Annotated in this window: 20 protein-coding genes; 4 read left to right on the top strand and 16 right to left on the bottom strand. The window is 68.1% G+C overall.

Annotated features, from left to right (window positions below):
- Position 1 precedes the first annotated feature (1 nt).
- Genes AC3EF3_RS11475 through AC3EF3_RS11460 form a run of 4 tightly spaced genes read right to left on the bottom strand, consistent with a single transcriptional unit; the run spans position 2 to position 5115 of the window.
- Entirely contained in the window at positions 2-1147 is a 1146-nt protein-coding gene (locus AC3EF3_RS11475) for a hypothetical protein (RefSeq protein ID WP_488532282.1), read from the bottom strand.
- Positions 1140-3629 carry an ABC transporter permease gene (locus tag AC3EF3_RS11470; protein ID WP_488533777.1) on the bottom strand — a complete coding sequence of 830 codons (2490 nt, stop codon included), beginning with the start codon at positions 3627-3629 and terminating at the stop codon, positions 1140-1142. Before AC3EF3_RS11470 ends, AC3EF3_RS11475 begins: the two co-directional genes overlap by 8 nt.
- A complete protein-coding gene (locus AC3EF3_RS11465) occupies positions 3629-4333 on the bottom strand; it encodes an ABC transporter ATP-binding protein (protein ID WP_488532281.1) in 705 nt (234 codons plus the stop codon). Before AC3EF3_RS11465 ends, AC3EF3_RS11470 begins: the two co-directional genes overlap by 1 nt.
- Positions 4330-5115, bottom strand: coding sequence for an outer membrane lipoprotein-sorting protein (locus tag AC3EF3_RS11460; RefSeq protein ID WP_488532280.1), 786 nt, complete (start codon positions 5113-5115; stop codon positions 4330-4332). The genes AC3EF3_RS11465 and AC3EF3_RS11460 overlap by 4 nt, the downstream gene beginning before the upstream one ends.
- 115 nt (positions 5116-5230) lie before the next feature.
- On the opposite strand from AC3EF3_RS11460, the gene AC3EF3_RS11455 reads away from it, so the two are divergent.
- Positions 5231-5647, top strand: a complete 417-nt coding sequence (locus tag AC3EF3_RS11455) for a hypothetical protein (RefSeq protein ID WP_488532279.1) — start codon at positions 5231-5233, stop codon at positions 5645-5647.
- A gap of 13 nt (positions 5648-5660) precedes the next feature.
- Here the strand turns inward: AC3EF3_RS11455 and AC3EF3_RS11450 are convergent, their stop codons facing one another.
- On the bottom strand, positions 5661-7079 hold the full coding sequence (locus tag AC3EF3_RS11450; protein ID WP_488532278.1) for a bifunctional aminoglycoside phosphotransferase/ATP-binding protein: 1419 nt from the start codon (positions 7077-7079) through the stop codon (positions 5661-5663).
- A gap of 187 nt (positions 7080-7266) precedes the next feature.
- Between AC3EF3_RS11450 and AC3EF3_RS11445 the strand changes: the two genes are divergently transcribed.
- Positions 7267-10095 carry a beta-phosphoglucomutase family hydrolase gene (locus AC3EF3_RS11445; RefSeq protein ID WP_488532277.1) on the top strand — a complete coding sequence of 943 codons (2829 nt, stop codon included), beginning with the start codon at positions 7267-7269 and terminating at the stop codon, positions 10093-10095.
- Positions 10092-10955 carry a universal stress protein gene (locus AC3EF3_RS11440; protein WP_488532276.1) on the top strand — a complete coding sequence of 288 codons (864 nt, stop codon included), beginning with the start codon at positions 10092-10094 and terminating at the stop codon, positions 10953-10955. The genes AC3EF3_RS11445 and AC3EF3_RS11440 overlap by 4 nt, the downstream gene beginning before the upstream one ends.
- An 8-nt stretch (positions 10956-10963) precedes the next feature.
- Here AC3EF3_RS11440 and AC3EF3_RS11435 read toward each other — a convergent pair whose 3' ends face one another.
- The 5 genes from AC3EF3_RS11435 to AC3EF3_RS11415 are packed head-to-tail and all read right to left on the bottom strand — an operon-like array spanning position 10964 to position 13196.
- Positions 10964-11458 (bottom strand): CDP-archaeol synthase, encoded by a 495-nt coding sequence (locus tag AC3EF3_RS11435; RefSeq protein ID WP_488532275.1) that lies wholly within the window; start codon positions 11456-11458, stop codon positions 10964-10966.
- Complete coding sequence (locus tag AC3EF3_RS11430; protein ID WP_488532274.1) at positions 11455-12120, bottom strand: methyltransferase family protein; 666 nt, start codon at positions 12118-12120, stop codon at positions 11455-11457. The genes AC3EF3_RS11435 and AC3EF3_RS11430 overlap by 4 nt, the downstream gene beginning before the upstream one ends.
- Positions 12101-12346, bottom strand: a complete 246-nt coding sequence (locus tag AC3EF3_RS11425) for a DUF2933 domain-containing protein (RefSeq protein ID WP_488532273.1) — start codon at positions 12344-12346, stop codon at positions 12101-12103. Before AC3EF3_RS11425 ends, AC3EF3_RS11430 begins: the two co-directional genes overlap by 20 nt.
- A 6-nt stretch (positions 12347-12352) precedes the next feature.
- On the bottom strand, positions 12353-12724 hold the full coding sequence (locus AC3EF3_RS11420) for a hypothetical protein (RefSeq protein WP_488532272.1): 372 nt from the start codon (positions 12722-12724) through the stop codon (positions 12353-12355).
- 16 nt (positions 12725-12740) lie between these two features.
- Entirely contained in the window at positions 12741-13196 is a 456-nt protein-coding gene (locus AC3EF3_RS11415) for a hypothetical protein (RefSeq protein WP_488532271.1), read from the bottom strand.
- A 185-nt stretch (positions 13197-13381) separates the two neighbouring features.
- On the opposite strand from AC3EF3_RS11415, the gene AC3EF3_RS11410 reads away from it, so the two are divergent.
- Entirely contained in the window at positions 13382-13846 is a 465-nt protein-coding gene (locus AC3EF3_RS11410) for an RT0821/Lpp0805 family surface protein (RefSeq protein ID WP_488532270.1), read from the top strand.
- 64 nt (positions 13847-13910) lie between these two features.
- Here the strand turns inward: AC3EF3_RS11410 and AC3EF3_RS11405 are convergent, their stop codons facing one another.
- The 6 genes from AC3EF3_RS11405 to AC3EF3_RS11380 form a co-directional block, all read right to left on the bottom strand.
- Positions 13911-14114: a hypothetical protein gene (locus AC3EF3_RS11405; RefSeq protein ID WP_488532269.1), complete on the bottom strand. Its 204-nt coding sequence runs from the start codon at positions 14112-14114 to the stop codon at positions 13911-13913.
- A gap of 138 nt (positions 14115-14252) precedes the next feature.
- Complete coding sequence (locus AC3EF3_RS11400; RefSeq protein WP_488532268.1) at positions 14253-15617, bottom strand: ATP-binding protein; 1365 nt, start codon at positions 15615-15617, stop codon at positions 14253-14255.
- Positions 15617-16282: a response regulator gene (locus tag AC3EF3_RS11395; RefSeq protein WP_488532267.1), complete on the bottom strand. Its 666-nt coding sequence runs from the start codon at positions 16280-16282 to the stop codon at positions 15617-15619. Before AC3EF3_RS11395 ends, AC3EF3_RS11400 begins: the two co-directional genes overlap by 1 nt.
- Position 16283: 1 nt before the next feature.
- Positions 16284-16979, bottom strand: coding sequence for a cytochrome b/b6 domain-containing protein (locus AC3EF3_RS11390; protein WP_488532266.1), 696 nt, complete (start codon positions 16977-16979; stop codon positions 16284-16286).
- The gene (locus AC3EF3_RS11385) at positions 16951-17403 is read right to left on the bottom strand and encodes a diheme cytochrome c (RefSeq protein WP_488532265.1); all 453 of its coding nucleotides are present in this window, start codon (positions 17401-17403) and stop codon (positions 16951-16953) included. Before AC3EF3_RS11385 ends, AC3EF3_RS11390 begins: the two co-directional genes overlap by 29 nt.
- A complete protein-coding gene (locus AC3EF3_RS11380) occupies positions 17400-17783 on the bottom strand; it encodes a DUF1924 domain-containing protein (RefSeq protein ID WP_488532264.1) in 384 nt (127 codons plus the stop codon). Before AC3EF3_RS11380 ends, AC3EF3_RS11385 begins: the two co-directional genes overlap by 4 nt.
- Between the last annotated feature and the right edge of the window lie 28 nt (positions 17784-17811).

Raw genomic sequence — 17811 nt, 5'->3', positions numbered from 1 at the left:
CTCAGAAGAAGCGCTGCAGCTGCACGTAGGCGGTGTTGGGCACGCGACGGAACTCGCTGCCCGATGCGCCGCTGAATCGCTGCACGCCGGCGCGCAGCTCCAGGTTGGCGCTGACGGAATACGCCAGCGCCGCACCGAGGTAGCGGCTGCGGTCCCCCAGATTCACGACCGCGTCCAGTTCGCCCTTGAGCAAAGGGGTGATGTCGTAGCTTGCGTGCGCCGCGGCATACCGCCGGCCGACGGACTGGATGCGCCCGCTCATCAGGCCCGCAAAGTCGTAGCCGGCCTTGCTTGCCGAGCCCGCGCCGTTGAAATACAGCTCGCCCGTGAGCGTCAGCGAATTCGCGAAGGCATAGTCGAGGCCGGCGAGCGCGCGAGTGTATGAGCCCGCAGAGCGCGGGCTGAAACGGGCAAGCTCCGCACGCCATCCGGCTTGCCCGATCTGGCCCGCGAAATCCGCTCCGATGGCACGCGTGCCGGCAATGTCGCCGACCAGCAGCGAGTAATCCAGTGCCGACACGTTCCCGTGCCATCGCACAGCGCGAGTGTCGCGATCGGACCCGCGCCCGGCCGCATACACGAAGCTCGCACGCGACAAAGGCCCGAACTTGCGTTCGACCAGCACCGCGTCGGTACCCAGCCGCTCCTCGCGCTCGATCGAGATGGGGCTGATCGGGTTGAGCAGATCGAGCGGACTGAAGAACCGCCCCGTGCCCCACGCGATGCGCTGGCGACCGACACGAACATCGGTCTCGCCGAGCGACACGTTCGCCGACGCGCGATAGAGGCGCTGGCGACCATGGAAGCCGGGCGTCTCGCGCCAGTTCGCATCCAGCCTCCACAGCTGGGGCGGCGGCACGTCCTTCTGCTGCTGGAACTGAGGCGTTCGCAAGTAGTTCCCGAGCAGCACCTCGTTGTCGTACTGGAGATCGATGCTGACCGCATCCGACAAGGCTCCCTTGAGCGCCAGCCGCAACCGGTTCAGGTCCAGGGTGAAGGGCTGATCCAGCCACGTGCGCGATTCGATCAGCAGGTTCTTGTAGTAGCCCGAGAACTGCAGCTGCTGCGTTTGCGCTGCGACCGGATGCAGGCCCGCGGCGCACACGGCCGCGACAAGAGCGCGGCGCCAGCGAGCTCCATCAGACATGACGGATCGCAGCGACCGGATCCAGACGCGCCGCACTGCCCGCCGGATAGAGCGACACCAGCACACCGGACACGAAGAGAACCACGCCGGGAATGATCGTGCGGTCGAGGAGAAGCACCGGATGGACGATGCCGGTCAATCCCGGAATCGCGGCGTAGCCCTGAAAGAACGACGAGAAGTCGATCCCCGTCCTGCCCAGATGGACCGCCAGGCCGCCGCCGATCGCGTACCCGACGATGGACGCGAGCGCCATGAGTGCGGCCGTTTCGTACACCACCATGCGCTCGACCGCGCGCGGCGAGGCACCGAGCGCCATCATCACGCCGAACTCGCGGGTGCGCTCCGCCACCGCCATGAAGACGGTGTTCATCACGGCCATCGCCACCACCACGAAGGCGATCGCCAGCACGATATTGGAGATCACGCGCGTCATGCGAACCATCTCGTCGACCTGGGGCAGCAGGTCCTGCCAGGGGGCGAGCTCCACGCCCGGTGGCAACGTGCCTCGCAGCGCGGCCATCACGGTGGGCAGCTCGCCGCGATCGCGCAGCCGCACGTTGACCGTGGACACCCGGGTGTCCATCGCCAGCAGGTTCTGCCCGGCGCGCAAGGTGACGAAAGCCATCGTCGTGTCGAACGATGCGCTCTCGGTCGCGAAGATGCCGCCGACGCGAAAGGCGGCCGTGCCAAGTTCGCCGTTCGCCGCTTGCGACATGACGACGATCTTCTCGCCGAGCCGCACGCCCAGCTTCTGTGCCAGCTGCCGGCCGACGACGATCTCGCGGTCCGCGCCGGGAGAGAGCGCCCGTCCCTCGACGATGGTCTGGTGCACGAAGGTGATGCGCTGCTCCTCGATCGGATCGATGCCGAGCAGCATGATGCCCTCCGAGCGCGTGGCGCTGCTCGCGAGCGCTTGTGCTTCGATGCGCGGCGCGGCGGCTTCGACGCGCGGTTGTGACCGCAATGCGGCGAGGACCGGCGCCGGGTCGCCCAGCGCGAGTTCCGGCGCCAGATCGTGACGGAAGCCGGGCCGCCCGATCTGCAGATGACCGGTCAGGTAGCGCGTGCTGTTGCCGATGATCTCTTCGCCGAAACCGTCGAAGTAACTGAAGAGGAACACGTAGGCCGCAATTCCGAACGCGGTGCCGGCCACCGTGATCGCGGTGCGCCGCCGATTGCGCAGGATGTTGCGGGCGGCGATCAGCACGAACACCGGCCACGCGTGCGCTGCGATGTGGCCGTGCGAGCGCCCGTCGTCGGCGCCGAGCCGACCGCGAATCGCCGCTACCGGCTCGAGCAGCGCCGCCTTCGCCGCGGGATACAGGGCGGTGAGTCCCGCCGTTGCGAACACGACGACCGAGACCATCACGAAACGCCCCGGGCGGATCACCGGGTACACCACGTCTTCCAGGCCCGGCATCGTGCGCACGGCATTGCCAAAGGAGCCGAGGTCGATCCCGATGCGCGCGAACAGGGATGTGACGCCCAGCCCCAGCGCGTTCCCGAGCAGCAGTCCGCAGATCCCGAGCAGCACCGCCTCCATCAGCACGAGCCCGAGCAGGCGCGAGCGGCTCATGCCCACGGCGAGCATGATCCCGAACTCGCGCGTGCGCTCGAGCACGCCCATGAGCACCGGGTTGATGACCGCGGCCGCCACGATGCCGAAGAACACGACCAATACCACGTAGGCCATGACTTCGTGATAGCGCGAACTGACGGCCACCATCGGCAGCAAGCGCTGCCACGCGACAACCTCGTAGCGATCGCCGAGTCGGCGAGACAGCTCGCGGCCCACGGCGCCGACCTGTTCGCGGTCCTTCAGGCGCAGAGCGACCGCCGTCGCACCCTCGGGCGCCGAGAAGAACTCGCGCACCGTTTCGATCGACATCACCGCCATGAACCCGTCGAGCTCGTCGATGTGCGTGCGGAAGACGCCGCGGATCGGCACTCGCGCACTGGCCACCGAGCCGTCGTAGGCCTGGGCAACGAGAAGCAGCTCGCCGCCGGCCTTCACGCCCAGCGCTTCGGCCATCTGTTCGCCGATCATGACGCCTTTGTCGTGAGGCAGCAGCAGCGAGCCGGAGACGACCGCGTTGGACAGTTTCGTCACCTGCGGCTCCGTCTCCACGTCGATGCCGGTGACGAGAACGCCTCGTGACTTGTCTCCCTGGCTCGCGAGCGCCTTGCCTTCGAGTCGGACCGTGGCCGCCGCGACCGACGGCGTGGCGCCGATCGCCGACAGCACGGGCGGCGCCTCATTGATCGTCAGGTCCAGGCTCGGGTCATCGTGGTAGCCCTTCAGGTGAACCTGGATGTCGCCCGCGAGGTATCGAGTGGAGTTCTCGATCATCTGCTGGTTCATGCCTTCGACGAAGGCCCACAGGAAGCTCAGTGCGGCCAGGCCGAGGGCGATCGAGGCGACGGTGATCGCCGATCGGCGGCGGCTGCGAAGCACGTTGCGCCAGGCCAGGCGCGCGAGCATCACGCCGCTCTCCGCTCGTCCGCCTCGATGCGCCCGTCGCGCATGCGGATCACGCGCCGTGCGCGCTCGACCACCATCGCGTCATGGGTCGAGAACACGAAGGTCACGCCTTGCTCGTCGTTCAGGCGCCGCATCATGTCCATGAGGGCGCCGCCGGCCCTGGAATCGAGATTGGCCGTGGGCTCATCGGGAAGGACGATGATCGGTTGCGCTGCGATCGCACGTGCCACCGCGACGCGCTGCTGCTGCCCGCCCGACAGCTCCGAAGGCCGGCGATGTTCCATACCGGCCAGACCCAGCGCGGCGAGCAGCGCCGCGGCGCGCTCGCGCCGCTCCTTCTCCGGCGTGCCCTGCAGCAGCATCACGAACTCCACATTCTCCTGCGCCGACAGCACCGGGATGAGGTTGAACTCCTGGAAGACGAAGCCGATCTTGCGCAGGCGCAACTGCGACAGCTGCGACCTGGTCATGCCGCCGATCTCCTGGCCGTCGACCCACAGGTGGCCCGCTGTGGGAGAGTCCAAGCCGCCGATCAGGTTCAGCAATGTGGTCTTGCCCGAACCCGACGGGCCGACCAGCACGGCGAAATCGCCCTTGCGAATCTCGAGATCGATGCCATCGAGTGCATTGACCGCCACGCTCTCTTGCCGATAGACGCGCCGGATACCCTGAAGCTTGACGATGACGTCGCCGGCGGCGCTCATGGCTTCTGCAGGTTCCGTTGCGTGAAGATGGCTTCGTCGATCGGCTGGTTGAAGCGCGCGTCCTTCAGCACGATCGCCGTCGAGTTGCCGGGCTTGCCGACGGGGCGCATCTCCCAGCGCGCCGGCAGCACGCGCCCGCCGACGCTGCGCACGTCCGAGAAGGTCATGACGCGCACGAGTTCGCCGCGTTCGTCGTAGTACTCCTGCTTGAGCGGGATGAAGTCCACCTGGCGCACCCAGTAGACGACGCGGCCCCATACCACGGCCGCATCGGGTTTCGGGATCGCCTCCACTTGCCACGCCTGCTGTCCATCGAGCGCGGAGACGCCCAGGACTTTGTGCGTGTAGTCGTCCAGGATGCTGCTTTCCTTGACGAGGTCGTCGTTGGTGAAGTCCGAACCCATCCACGACTGCAGCATCATCGACGGCGGGATCTTGATGACGCGCTCCACGTTGGGCAGGTAGTTCCACATCTCGGCGCCGATGCGCAGCGAGCCGATGCCGGCCTCCTTTGCGGGCGCGACGATGCGGATGAACGAGCGCTTCGGCCGGTCCATCCACGCCTTGAGCACCAGCGTGCGGGTCCACCGCGGCGTGGTGATCGTCATCTCGTAGTCGCCCTGCACGGTGTTGCCCCACAGGAGCTTTTCGACGCGGTCGATGATGTCGCGGCCGGAAGGGTCGGCCGCGCGCACCGTCACCGCGGCGCAAGAAAGCAGCGACGCACCGAGAAGCACTGCGGTGCGTCGGGAGACATTGTTCGAGCGGGCAGGCGCTTCCATGGTCTTTCGCGAGCCTACGAAGCACGTACTGCGACTGGCTTGACCAGGGTCAAATCCGTTGAGAAAGACCGGGGGTGAGATTGAGCCCTTCACTCACAGCTTCGGAGAAAACAAGATGTACAAGCTCATCATCGTCGCCGGCGCGTGTTCCGTTGTGGCTCTGTCCGCGCTGGCCGCAACGCCCGGCGACCAGGATCACGCGGCTCACCATCCGGATGCCGCGGCGTCCGCAGCCAAATCCCCGGCCTCGAAGCCTGCGGCGCCGGCACCGAAGCCCGCCGCTTCGAAGCCCGCCACGCAAAGCTCGATGGCGATGGACAAGCAGATGCAGGCCATGCAGGAGATGCACGAGAAGATGATGGCAGCGAAGACGCCCGAGGAGCGCCAGGCGCTCATGGCCGATCACATGAAGATGATGAACGACGGCATGTCGATGATGAGCCAGTCCAAGGACACGGAAAAGCGCATGGAGATGATGGAGTCCATGATGCAGATGATGATGGACCGCATGGACGCCACGCCGCCGAAATGAAGTCCCGACGCGCCTAGCTCCGGATGTGCGCACGCTCGTCGTCGTCCAGCGGCTGTGCACCCGCGGCCAGCTTCGCCAATGTCGTCTCGTCCGCTTCCGAGGCATCGCGGGTGCGGGCGCGCAGGCGTTCGCGCAACACGTCGTCCGGCGCATCGCAATCCAGGATGTCGAACGGCACGCTCATCCCGAGCGCGAGCGTTCGTGCCTCGTCGCGCTCGGCGCGCCGCAGGAAGGCGGCATCGAGGATCACCGGCCAACCCGCCTCGAGGATCGTGCGCGCCTTCGCCAGCAAGGCGGCGTACGTGCGTTGCCCGGCCTGGGCGGTGTAGATGTCGATACCGAGCTTGCGCGACGGCTCGAGCATCGCCAGGCCGAACAGCCGCTTGCGTTCCACATCCGAGCGCAGGCGGATCGCACCTTCGCGCTCGAGCAGCGCCTGCGACCGGTAGGTCTTGCCTGAGCCCGGCAAGCCATGCGTGATGGTCAGGCGCGGTGCGCCGGGCCTCGTCCAGCGCAGTGCGGCCTCGAGATAGCGGCGCGCAAGCAGTGCATCGCCGCGGAGCGTCGCGACCTGCGCGCGCACCAGCGCGCGGTACGCGCAGGCGAAGCGCAATGCCGGCACGGCGGTGTGCTCGCCCGTGCGGTCCAGCCAGTCATCGAGCAGGCGAAAGGCGAGGTCCCCGCGCCCGCTCGCCTCGAAGTCCATCACGGCGAAAGCGACGTCGTCGAGGATGTCGATCCAGCGCAGCGCGGGGTCGAATTCGATGCCGTCGAAGGCCAGGACTTCCCCGTTCACGACGACGATGTTGGCCAGGTGAAGATCGCCGTGGCATTCGCGGATGCAGCCTCGCGCATGCCGTGCGGTCCACAGCGGCTCGAGTCGATCCGCCTCGCGGCGCAACCATACGTCCAATGCGGCCCGTTCGTCGACGCCCGCGTGCACGCGCGACCCGTCCAGGGTGGCGAGAGCGCATTCGCGTCGCCGGGCCGGCGATCCGTAGCTTGCGTCGGGCGGTTCGCGCGGTGCGTCCTGATGGAAGGCCGCGAGGCGCTCGGCCAGGGCGTCGACGTGCGGCGGGGCGAGCGTCCCGGCGGCCAGCATCTCGCAGAACAGCGCCCCGGCCGGAAACCGGCGCATGTGCACCGCGTACTCGATTGCGGGCCCGCCGCCACCCAGCCGCGGCCTGGTCTCGTCGCCGGTGATGGCCACGACGTCGAGGTACAGGGACGGGGCGAGACGCCGGTTCAGCCGCAACTCCTCCTCGCAGAACCGGTGCCGCGCCTCCAGGGTGCCGTAGTCCACGAACGCGAGCCGCACGGGCTTCTTGATCTTGTACGCGTCGCTCCCGCCGAGCAGCACCCACGAGATGTGCGTCTCGATGCAGGACGCGCCGAGCTGGGCGGCGAGGGCATCGACGAGGCGGTCTGGCATGCCGGGATCATGCCGTGATGCCACGCCTCGAGCACGTGGTTCATGGTTCAGCCAGGCCCCGATCCGGGCACCTGCGCTGGGGGGTGCGGGTACAGGCTTGCGCGAGATCCAACGCGGCGCGACGATCACACCTGGATTGCGTTTTGGGGCTGCCCGTTCTGGCGTAGGCGTACTGGAGTCGTCATGCATGGTTGATCCGCAGGCTCGCCCGGTGAACGCCGCCTTCGAGGCGGCGATCTTCGACATGGACGGAGTCATCACGCGCACGGCGCAGCTGCACGCGAATGCGTGGAAGGAGTTGTTCGACGGATTTCTCGCAAGGCGTGGCGGGCCGTTCCAGCCGTTCGATGCGCAGGCGGAGTACCGCGCGTACGTCGACGGCAAGCCTCGTATAGAGGGCGTGCGCAGCTTCCTGCGTGCGCGCGGCCTCGAGCTCGGCGAAGACGAGCAGGCGGCGCTCGCTGCGGGCAAGGACGAGATCTTCCAGCGGCGACTGCGCGAGCAGGGCGTGCAGACCTTCGCCTCGACGCTTCGCATCGTGCAAGTGCTGCGCGACCGCAGCGTCAAGACGGGCGTGGTGACCTCGAGCCGCCATGGCCGCGAGATCCTGAAAGTCGCGGGCATCGAGGGGCTGTTCGACGTGCGCATGGACGGCATCGACCTGGACGCCCTGGGCCTGAAGGGCAAGCCCGACCCCGACATGTTCCTGCGTTGCGCCCAGGCGCTGGGTGTCCCTGCCGCGCGGACGCTCGTGTTCGAGGACGCCGTGGCGGGGGTGCGGGCCGGGCGCCGCGGCGACTTCGGGCTCGTGGTCGGCATCGACCGTGGCGGTAACGAGTCGGCACTGCGCGGCGCCGGTGCCGACGTCGTCGTCCAGGACCTCGCCGAGCTCGATGCCGAACGCCTCGAGGCGGCGTTTCTCCGGCGTCGGGAGGAGGTGGCCTGGCGCATCGAGCAGGAAGGCTTCGACCAGGCACGCGAGCGCCAGATGGAGAGCCTGTTCGCCGTCGGCAACGGCTACATGGGCGTGCGCGGCGCGCTCGACACGCCGTTGCCGGTTTCCCAGGGCGATCTGTTCGTCGCCGGCGTCTACGACCGCAAGCGCGCCGACCTGCCGTATTCGGAAGTCGAATTACTGGCCCCCGAGCGCGGCGACGACCCGCACGCAGAACTGGTGCCGCTGCCCTCGCCGTTCCGGCTCGAACTCGCGATCGGGGGCGAACGCCTCGACTTCGCCGGACCTCACGGCCTGGAGCTGCGCCGCCTGCTCGATCTCAAGGCCGGCGTCCTGCACATCGAGGCGCTCTACGAGACAGCAGGTGGCCGGCGCACGCGCGTGCACACGCGGCGCTGCGCCTCGCTCGCGGATCCCCATCTGCTGCTGCACGAGGCGGTGATCAGCCCCGAGAACCACTGGGCCGAGATCGCGGCCTCCGCGACGCTGGACGATGCGCAGGCGCCCGAGCGCCATCCGCATGTCGAGCGCATCGAACATCTGCATGAAGGCGAACTCGAGCTGCTGCGCTACGCGACGCGCGCCTCCGGCATGGAGATCTGCATTGCTGCGCGCACGGAACGGACACCGGCCGGGCTGCGGCGCGTCATCTCGGTCTTCAAGAGCGGCGACGATGCGGACCCGCGTGCCGCGGCGCTCGCACACGTGCGCTCGCTCGACTGGAGCCGTTTCGACGCGGCCTTCGCCGCGCACGCGGAGGCCTGGAGCGCGTTCTGGCAGAAGGCCGACATACGGGTCGCCGGGCGGCCGGCGGTGGAGCAGGCCCTGCGGTTCGCCGCCTATCACTTGCGGCTGCCCGCCGGCGACGATGGACGCACCTCGATCGGCGCGCGCACGCTCACCGGCCGCGGCTACGAGGGGCACGTCTTCTGGGACACGGAGATCTTCATGCTGCCGTTCTTCCTGCACGTCGAGCCCGAGCGCGCGCGCAGCCTGCTGCTCTACCGGCACGGGACGCTCGATGGCGCGCGCCGGCGGGCGCGGAATTTCGGCTGCCGCGGCGCCTGCTTCGCCTGGGAGTCGACCGTGACCGGGGACGACGTGACGCCGTCGCGCATCGTGCTGAGGAGCACCGGCAAGGAGATTCCGATCTTCACCGGCCAGCAGCAGATCCATGTCACTGCAGACGTCGCTTATGCCGTGTGGCGCTACTGGGAGGCGACCGGCGACGACGCCTTTCTCGCCGGGCCGGGCGCCGAGATCCTCTTCGACACCGCCCGCTTCTGGGCGAGCCGCGCGGTGCGCGGGCCGGGCGGCTATCACATCCGCGGCGTCGTCGGCCCCGATGAGTACCACCACGGAGTCGACGACAACGCTTACACGAACTGGATGGCGCGCTTCAACCTCGAGCGTGCTGCCTGGGCGGCCGAATACCTGAACAAGGGCGGCGCGGAAGCGGACGAATGGAAAGGCGTGGCACGCGAGGTCCACTGCCCGGGGCCGGGCGCCGATGGCGTGATCGAGCAGTTCGAGGGTTTCTTCGCCCTGGACGAGCATGCGCTCGCGGGAGATGAGCGGTTCAAGGCGCCGGTCAACCGGCTCTTCGACTGGGAGCGGATCAACCGGGTGAAACTCATCAAGCAGGCCGATGTGCTGATGCTGCCGTTCCTCTTTCCCGAGTCGTTCTCCGACGACGTCGTCGCGGCCAACTATCGCTATTACGAGCCCCGCACCGACCACGGCAGCAGCCTCTCGCCACCCGTGCATGCGGCCATTGCGGCGCGCCTCGGGCTCGCAGAAGATGCGCAGCGCTACTGGGAGCGCAGCCTGTGGCTCGACCTGCAGAACGCGATGGACAACAGCATGCTCGGCGTGCATCCTGCGACGATGGGCGGTACCTGGCAGGCGCTCGTCTTCGGCTTCCTCGGCGTGCGCTTCGCCGATGGCGGGCCCAGTGCACACCCGCGCGCAGCCGACAGGCTGCCGCCGGACTGGCGGGCCATCGAGCTTCGCCTCGCCTGGCGCGGCAACACCTACCGCCTGCAGGTGGCACGCCCATGAGTGCGTTCCGATCCCTGCTGCTCCCGCTCGATGGCTCCCCGGAGGCGGCGAGGGCGGCCGGCTGCGCGATGTGGCTCGCCGAAGCGCTCGGCGCGACACTGCACGTTGTGCACGCGACAAGCCAGCCCCTGCCGGGGCGCGAAGCCCTCGCGCGCCTGCGGCTGCCCGAGGGCGAGCGCGCGCAGGTGGTTGTCCACCAGCCGGTGGAGAACGCGCAGGCGGCGGTGCTCGACGCGATTGCCAGCCAGGGCGTCCAGCTGGTCGTCATGAGCGCGCGCGGCGAGTCGGCCGCCGCAGGGGCTGCGCTCGGCAAGCGCCTCGGCAGCGTGGCGCAAGCGGTGATCCGGGCCAGTCCCGTGCCGGTGGTGCTGCTGCCCGTTCGTTACCGCGAGGCGCTGCCATGGCGGTCCATGCTCGCCGCCGCGAGCGGCGAGCCGCAGGGCGACGGCGCGCTGCAGGCCGCGGCACACCTTGCTTCTGCGCTGGGATTGACCGTCAAGCTCATGCACTCCGCCGACGGCGCCACAGGCGCGGGTGCTTACGCCGATGCGCCGCATCACGAGTACGGGCGTCGCCTGCAGGACATGGCCGAGCGGGGGCTCGCCTGCTGCAGCGCCGACGAGGCGCGCTGTGTGCGGGAGGTGCTCTTGCGGCGCGGTAATCCGGCCGATGCGCTCCTGGAGCACGTGGCGCGTGAAGGCACGAGCCTGCTTGCGCTGGGCTGGCACGGCGCGCTCGGCCGCGGGCGTGCTCCGGTGCTCAAGCGGCTGCTCGAGGAGGCACCTTGCGCGCTGCTGCTTGTGCGCGCGCCTGACACCTCGCCGGCGCGGCTGAAGGTCGGGCAGGCGATCGACGCGTGAGGCGCGCCTCAATAAGGCTGATCGCGCCAGCCGAGCCGGTGCCAGAGCTTCGCCAGCGGCGGCTCCAGCACCAGGAAGGCGAGCGCGGTGACGATCACCGTGCTCCATGCCAGGTCGATCCAGGGCCGCACCACGATCAAGGGGAGCAGCGCCTCAGGCACCTGGTCCAGGCCGAAGGCGCGGCTGCTTGGGCGCATTCCCATCCTGCGTTTGATGAAGCTGGCCAAGGCATCTCCCATCATGGCAGCAGCGCCGAGCATCGCGCCCGCGGCCGGATGGAGGCCCACAACCGGGGCTACGGCTGCCGACGCGCCCACCGCCGCCATCAGGCCCCGCCACGTCTTGGATGGTCCGAGGAGGGGTCGGCCGTCGACGTACACGCGGCCCCCATCGATCGGCGCGTTCCAGCGATCCTTCATCAGGCGTTTGGCCACCAGCGGCGCGGTGTTCGCCGCCGCCAGCACGAGCAGGAGCTTGATCGCGACGATGACCTGGGCATTCATGAGTGGCCGACGCGCTGCTCTTCGCGATGCCCGCCGAGCTGCGGGAAGAACCGCGGCGTCCTGGCCGCGTAAGCGCGCCATGCCTCGCCGAATGTACGCTCGGAATCGCGCTCCTCCGACAGCGCCAGGCGCACGTACATCAGTACCAGGACCGGGAACATCGCGAGCGTCAGCAGCGTCGGCCATTGCAGCAGGAACCCGAACATGATGGCCACGAAGCCGATGTATTGCGGATGCCTCACCCAGCCATACGGCCCGGCGGACGCCACTTCGTTCCGGCGCTGGGCGTGGTACAGCACGTGCCACGACTTCGCAAGCAGCGTGAACCCGCCGAAGATGAAAGCGAAGCTCAGAAGATGCATCAGCCCGAAGTGCGGGTCACCGTGCCGGCCGGTGAGCAGCCACCACAGGTGGCCGGCTTCATGCCCGTACAGGTTCACGCCCGGAAACTTCGAGCCCAGCCAACCCGAGAGCAGGTAGATGGTCAAGGGAAAGCCGTACATCTCCGCGAACAAGGCGACGATGAATGCGCTGTAGGCGCCGAAACCGCGCCAGTCACGGCGGTTGGCGGGTTTGAAAAAGCTGTAGGCAAAGCCGATGAAAACGATGGTGTTGAGGAACACCAGGCCCCACAGCCCATAGTCACTGCTCGTGCTGTCCATCGTCGCTGCTCCCTTGTCGCCCACGTGAATGAGAGTGATGGCCGTGGTGCATGAACACGTGCATCAACGGACAGGCCAGAATGATGAGATAGGGCAGGAGACCGAACACGTGGGCGGTGTGCTCGGTCAACAGGTAGAAGCCCAGCACGAGCAGTGCGACGCACAGCGCGATGCCGGCCGGGGACCTCCAGAACGTGCGAGGCTCTTGCTGCTGTTCGGGAAACATAAGTCACTAGGACAGAACGAACCAAGCCACCAGACCCAGCCCCGAGAGCACCACGCACGAGATCAGCGTGGCGATGACGGTCCTGGACTCGATGCGGTCGGGGACGCTGGTGTTCAGCAGCACGAGACCGAGCGCGACGAACAGCAGCACGTCCGCAATGCCATGGGTGGTCCAGTGGTGCCCCGTCAGCGAAGCCATGAAACCGTGCAGCGGCTCGTAGGCTTCCTTGGCCCACGTCAGCAGCGTGTTGAACACGCTCGTGGCCGCCGCGGACAGGCCGAACGCCGTGGATGCGCGGTCCATCTGCCCTTCGGACACGGCGGCGCGGCCGTGCACTTCGATGTAGGTGCTTTCCGTTCTCAGGACGTGGTTGGTCATGACGTCTCTCCTTCGATCATGCGTGCATCAATGCGGCCTTGGCGCCGAAGCTGATCAGCGCGCCACCGCCTTCCAGGGCCAGGGCCATCAGGGCGACCAGTGCCGCCACCGACAGGGCCATCGTGCGGGCGCCGGCATTCGCGAACAGGCGCTGGCGTGCGACGATCGGCAGATAGAGCGCCAGCACCAGCGCCACGAAGAACAGGTGCTCCTTCGTCTCCATGACGAGGCTGTGCGCCCAAGGCATCGGACCCTTCAGGATGAGTGCCTTGTCAGGGCCGTAGAAATGCGTGTACCAATAGCCGCCGGCCAGCCAGACCAGGCCCATGGACACCGCGACCGAGAGCGCGGCCCAGCGCAGGCGCTGGGCGTTGGCTTCGCTCGCATTCAGGGCTTCGACGAAGAACCAGACCGTGCTGAGCAAGCCAAGCACGCCGAATACCGGGTGGGACAGCAGGATGAGGTCGCTCATGGATCGCTCCTTTCGGTGGGTGACTCCATCTAACTGCGCTCCCGGTGCGGGATGTTGATGCCGATCAACTCACCCAATGACCAGGGTGCGCCTGTGCGGGAGCCAGGCCGCGAGTTGACGCGAGTCAAGTGCCTGGTGCCACCGGTGGCCCAGAGTGCATGTACGCGCACCTCAGGAGAAGTTTCATGGAGTACAGAGATCTCGCCCTCGTCATCGTGGTTCCGGTGTTCCTGCTTGCGGCATGCGAGACGGCGCCCGACCGCCAGAAGGAGCAGGCGGGCTCCGTCGTCGGCGCCGTCGTCGGCGGCGTGATCGGCTCGCAATTCGGCCAGGGCAGTGGCCGCAGTGCCGCGACCATCGTCGGCGCCGTCGCGGGTGGCGCGATCGGCAACGCGGTCGGGCGCAACATGGACGAGACGGATCGCCTGAAGGCCGCGCAGGCCCTGGAAATCTCGCGCACGGGCGAGCCGGTGAGCTGGCGCAACCCGGATACCGGCCGCGAGTACACGGTCGTTCCCACCCGCACTTACAAGACCAGCCAAGGACCTTGCCGCGAATACACGATGGATACGGTGATCGGCGGACGCGCGGAGAAGGTGCACGGCACCGCATGCCGCCAGCCCGATGGGAGCTGGCAGGCCCAGAACTGACGTGCCAACGCCACGCCGTTCCTCGGGTGGCTGCGCCGGCGCCTCGGGCCGTGACGCGCCGGCTTCAATGATGCGCATACTCGACGGCCGGCAGCGTGAGCTCCTTGCCCACCATCGCTCGGGCATACAGGTAGTTGTTGCGCGCGCGGTCGCCCAGCCGATCAAGGTCGACGTGCCCCTGCGCATCGCAGGGAAACGCGAATCCGCGACCTGGGTCGAAAAGGGAGCGGTAGTGGAGCTGGAAATCGGAAGCAGTGGCGGTTTGCATCTCACATCTCCTATACGCTGATGGCTGATGCAACTATGGGCGGGCCGCCTCGCAGCGGCCATCGGAACCGCCTGATTCGGACGCTCGGCAGATTCCGAACCGCTCCGGGATATTCGCCGGTATCCGCTAGGAATCCACCTATGCCGATCGCTGCGGCGCCCGAGGAAAGCTGACGCTTGCGCGCAGCCCGCCCCATTCTCCCGAGCGCGAAAACTCGAGCTTCGCGCGGTGCAGCTCGGCGATCCGCGACACGATGGACAGCCCGAGGCCGCTGCCTGCCCCATCGGTGCCGGGTGCCCGGAAGAATCGCTCCCCAAATCGCGTGACGTCCTGCTCGGAGGGCATGGGCCCGCTGTCTTCGACCACCAGCGCGATCCGGTCGGCCTCACGCTGGAGGGAGACGACGATCGTCGCCTTCGAAGGCGAGTAGCGGATCGCGTTGTCCGCCAGGTTGCGCAGGAGGACGCCGATCAGCGCCGGATCGCCGCAAACGACGCACGGCCGCTCATCGAGCGCGGCGAATCGCAAGTCCTGTTGCTTTGCAATGGCGCCGGTCGCGACCTGGGCGAGCACACCTCGCGCGAGGGCTCCAAGCTCGACGGGCTGACCTGTTGAATCCAGCCCGGCATCGAGCCGCGACAAGGCGAGCAACTGTTCCGCCAAGCGCGCCGCACGGTCACAGCCTTCGATGGTTGCTTCCAGCGCGTGCTGCCGCAGCCGGGGGTCGACTTCGGCCAGCGCCACCTGCGCATGCGCGCGGATCGCCGACAGCGGCGTGCGCAACTCGTGCGAAGCGTCCGCAATGAACCGCCGCTCCGATTCCATCAGCGTCGAGATGCGCGAGAGCAGGTGATCGAGCGCGTCCAGCATGGGCTGCATCTCGGTCGGCGCGTCGTTGCGGGCCACGGGGGAGAAGTCGTCGGGCCGGCGCGATGCGAGCGCACGGCCAATGTCGTTGAGGGGCAGCAAGCCCTGGCGCACGCTCCACCACAAGGCCAGGGCCAGCAGCGGAAGACCGAGCAGCAAGGGACCGAGCGTGGTGCGCATCACGGCGGCGAGGATGCTGGCGCGCCCGTGCACGTCTTCCGCCACCAGCACGAGGATGTCGCTTGCTGCACCGCGGGTGGCGAACACTCGCCATGAGCCCGTTTCCATCGGTACGGTCCTGAACTCATTGTTTCCGATGCCCTGCGGCGCGAGCATCGGTCGCGAAGGGGCATTGGCCGAACGCAGGGCGAGGCGGCCTTCGTGAAACACCTGAAAGGCGACCTTTGGCGCATAGCGGTGGAGGACCGGCGCGTCGATGCCGTGCCCCTCCTCGAGTTCCGGCAGCTGCTGCGCGACGAGCAGCGATGCGGCCTGGGCCAGATGCGCGTCGAGCAGTTCATCGAGCTCGTGCCGGGTGTCCACCCAGACGATGCCCGCGACCGACGCCCACAGCAGTCCCGACGCGGCGAACACCAGCGCGAGAACGCGGGCCTGGATCGACGAGGGAAGGCGCATCAGGAGGATTCCCTGGACAGCGTGTAGCCGATACCGCGGACGGTCCGGATCGCAGACGTTCCCAGCTTGCGCCGCAGGTGATGCACATGCACCTCGATGGCGTTGCTCCCCACTTCCTGTCCCCAGCTGTAGAGGTGCTGCTCCAGCTGCTCGCGCGACATCACCCGGCCCGCATTGAGCATCAGGGCGTGCAGCAGGTCGAACTCGCGCGCCGCCAGCGTGACGAGCTGGCCGCGGCAGCGAACCGTGCGCGCCGCCGGATCGAGCTCGATCGCGCCCACCCGCAGCCTGTCCTGCGCGACACCGTGCGCGCGCCGGACCAGCGCGCGCAGGCGGGCGCCGAGTTCATCGAGATCGACCGGCTTGACGACGTAGTCGTCGGCGCCCGTGTTCAGGCCTTGCACGCGATCCGGCACGGCGTCACGCGCGGTCAGGACCAGCACGGGCACCTTGATGCCGGCACGGCGGATGGCCGCCAGGACGTCCATGCCATCCAGGAGCGGCAGGCCGAGATCCAGCACGGCGGCCGAGTAGGGCTCGCTGCGCAGTTCGCGCTCGGCCGCGTCCCCGGTGCGCACCCAGTCCACCTGGAAGCCCTGCTGGCGCAGTCCCGCGCGCAGGCCGTCACCCAGCAGCGCGTCGTCCTCGGCCAGCAGGATTCGCATGTCAGTCGTCCTCCTGTTCGTGGACTTCCGTGCGTTGCGTGCCGGCCCTGGCGCCATCCACGACGCCTTGCGTCGACTGGAACCACCACACGCCCGTGACGATCGCCAGCAACGCCAGGGCCGTTCCCCATCGCGGTGACGCAATGGCATCGCTCGCCGCGCCGGCCTTGCGGCCTGTGAACATCGCAACTATGAGGTTTTCGCGGTGGAGGAAGCTGCCGACGACGACGCCGGCAACGTGCACGATCGCCACGCCGAGCATCGCATTCGCAAGCGCCTCGTGCGCCTCTTCGAGCCACTCGCCGCCGATCTCGTTGTAGCTGGCGTATCCGGTGACCGCGACCAGGGCGGCCAGCACCAGCAGCGCGATGATCGCGATCGCGCCTGCCGGGTTGTGACCGATGAAGTGCGCGGGCTTGCCCGCGAACATCGACTTCACATAGGCAACGACAGCGGACGGTCCCTTGACGAATTGCGCAAAGCGCGCGTAGCGCGTCCCGGCGAAACCCCAGACGATGCGGAAACACACCAGTGCAGCGACCGTATAGCCCAGAGTCACGTGCACGAGGCGCCACTGTTCGGATTCCGCGGTGAGCCATGCGCCTGCAAAGCTCGCGACCAGCAGCCAGTGGAAGATGCGCACCGGCAGGTCCCACACGAGGACGCGCTCAGCGCGGGATTCGGATGTTGCGTTCATTGAAATCTCCTTGATCGGCCTGGGTGTGGCACGCGGCGCAGTTCGACGCGCCCTTCACGGACGGACGCTTCCAGGCGCCGGCGGGCACCTCCGCGTGCTCGCGCACGAACCAGGCGCTTCGGGTGATCCGGTCCTCGGGCGGCGGTTCCCGCTGGGGCGCAGCACCCGCGGACAGCCAGCTCGCGAGCTGCTTCACCTGCGCATCGTCGATCGAAGCGTCGGTGCCGAAGTGATGTGTCAGGTTGGACATGATTCGCTGCCACGACGACGCAGGCAGCATCGAGCGCGGATAGGCGATATGGCAGGCCGAGCACTCCTGCTTGTAGGCAGGCAACATCGGCCCGGTCGGGCGTTCGCCGGCAAAGGCAGCGGGTGCCATCCACGGTGCGGCCAACAGCAACTTTAGGATCGCCGCCCGCTTCATGGCTTGAGCCTCGTCAACCAGAGGACGATGTCGGCCTTTTCCTGGGCGCTGCACTGGCGGCCGGCGACGTCGTTGCAGTTGCGGCGCAGCCATTTCTCCACGCGCGCCGGATCGGTGAGGCGGGCGGGATTGGCTGCGGGTGCGAGCGGCTCGATGGGCTTGCCGGTGCGGGCGTGCCGGCCCGTGCCGGTCGGCATCTCGCCGTGGCATGAAGAGCACGACCACTCGCGTCCATGCGTCGAGGCAAAGAACTGCTGGCCCCGTGCAACGGATGGCGGGGCTGCGGCTGCGGCGGCGTACGAGTCGGCGATCTGGGTGGGTGAGGCCGCGCCGCTCAACAGCGGCACGGCTGCCGCGAATGCGGCACACAGGATTTTCATGACGACCTCCTTGTGCCGCCATGGTGGG

This window comes from Ramlibacter sp. GS1-15 (assembly GCF_057785015.1).
The sequence above is the reverse complement of the archived record's forward strand: the minus strand, read 5'-3'. Positions and strand labels throughout refer to the sequence as shown.

Coding starts and splice junctions, on each gene's coding strand:
- AC3EF3_RS11405 (WP_488532269.1), bottom strand. CDS start 14,114: ATGCAAACCGCCACTGCTTCCGATTTCCAGCTCCACTACCGCTCCCTT.
- AC3EF3_RS11460 (WP_488532280.1), bottom strand. CDS start 5,115: ATGGAAGCGCCTGCCCGCTCGAACAATGTCTCCCGACGCACCGCAGTG.
- AC3EF3_RS11430 (WP_488532274.1), bottom strand. CDS start 12,120: ATGGACAGCACGAGCAGTGACTATGGGCTGTGGGGCCTGGTGTTCCTC.
- AC3EF3_RS11445 (WP_488532277.1), top strand. CDS start 7,267: ATGGTTGATCCGCAGGCTCGCCCGGTGAACGCCGCCTTCGAGGCGGCG.
- AC3EF3_RS11425 (WP_488532273.1), bottom strand. CDS start 12,346: ATGTTTCCCGAACAGCAGCAAGAGCCTCGCACGTTCTGGAGGTCCCCG.
- AC3EF3_RS11455 (WP_488532279.1), top strand. CDS start 5,231: ATGTACAAGCTCATCATCGTCGCCGGCGCGTGTTCCGTTGTGGCTCTG.
- AC3EF3_RS11470 (WP_488533777.1), bottom strand. CDS start 3,629: ATGCTCGCGCGCCTGGCCTGGCGCAACGTGCTTCGCAGCCGCCGCCGA.
- AC3EF3_RS11465 (WP_488532281.1), bottom strand. CDS start 4,333: ATGAGCGCCGCCGGCGACGTCATCGTCAAGCTTCAGGGTATCCGGCGC.
- AC3EF3_RS11435 (WP_488532275.1), bottom strand. CDS start 11,458: ATGAATGCCCAGGTCATCGTCGCGATCAAGCTCCTGCTCGTGCTGGCG.
- AC3EF3_RS11390 (WP_488532266.1), bottom strand. CDS start 16,979: ATGAACGCAACATCCGAATCCCGCGCTGAGCGCGTCCTCGTGTGGGAC.
- AC3EF3_RS11410 (WP_488532270.1), top strand. CDS start 13,382: ATGGAGTACAGAGATCTCGCCCTCGTCATCGTGGTTCCGGTGTTCCTG.
- AC3EF3_RS11420 (WP_488532272.1), bottom strand. CDS start 12,724: ATGACCAACCACGTCCTGAGAACGGAAAGCACCTACATCGAAGTGCAC.
- AC3EF3_RS11475 (WP_488532282.1), bottom strand. CDS start 1,147: ATGTCTGATGGAGCTCGCTGGCGCCGCGCTCTTGTCGCGGCCGTGTGC.
- AC3EF3_RS11400 (WP_488532268.1), bottom strand. CDS start 15,617: ATGCGCCTTCCCTCGTCGATCCAGGCCCGCGTTCTCGCGCTGGTGTTC.
- AC3EF3_RS11395 (WP_488532267.1), bottom strand. CDS start 16,282: ATGCGAATCCTGCTGGCCGAGGACGACGCGCTGCTGGGTGACGGCCTG.
- AC3EF3_RS11380 (WP_488532264.1), bottom strand. CDS start 17,783: ATGAAAATCCTGTGTGCCGCATTCGCGGCAGCCGTGCCGCTGTTGAGC.
- AC3EF3_RS11385 (WP_488532265.1), bottom strand. CDS start 17,403: ATGAAGCGGGCGGCGATCCTAAAGTTGCTGTTGGCCGCACCGTGGATG.
- AC3EF3_RS11440 (WP_488532276.1), top strand. CDS start 10,092: ATGAGTGCGTTCCGATCCCTGCTGCTCCCGCTCGATGGCTCCCCGGAG.
- AC3EF3_RS11415 (WP_488532271.1), bottom strand. CDS start 13,196: ATGAGCGACCTCATCCTGCTGTCCCACCCGGTATTCGGCGTGCTTGGC.
- AC3EF3_RS11450 (WP_488532278.1), bottom strand. CDS start 7,079: ATGCCAGACCGCCTCGTCGATGCCCTCGCCGCCCAGCTCGGCGCGTCC.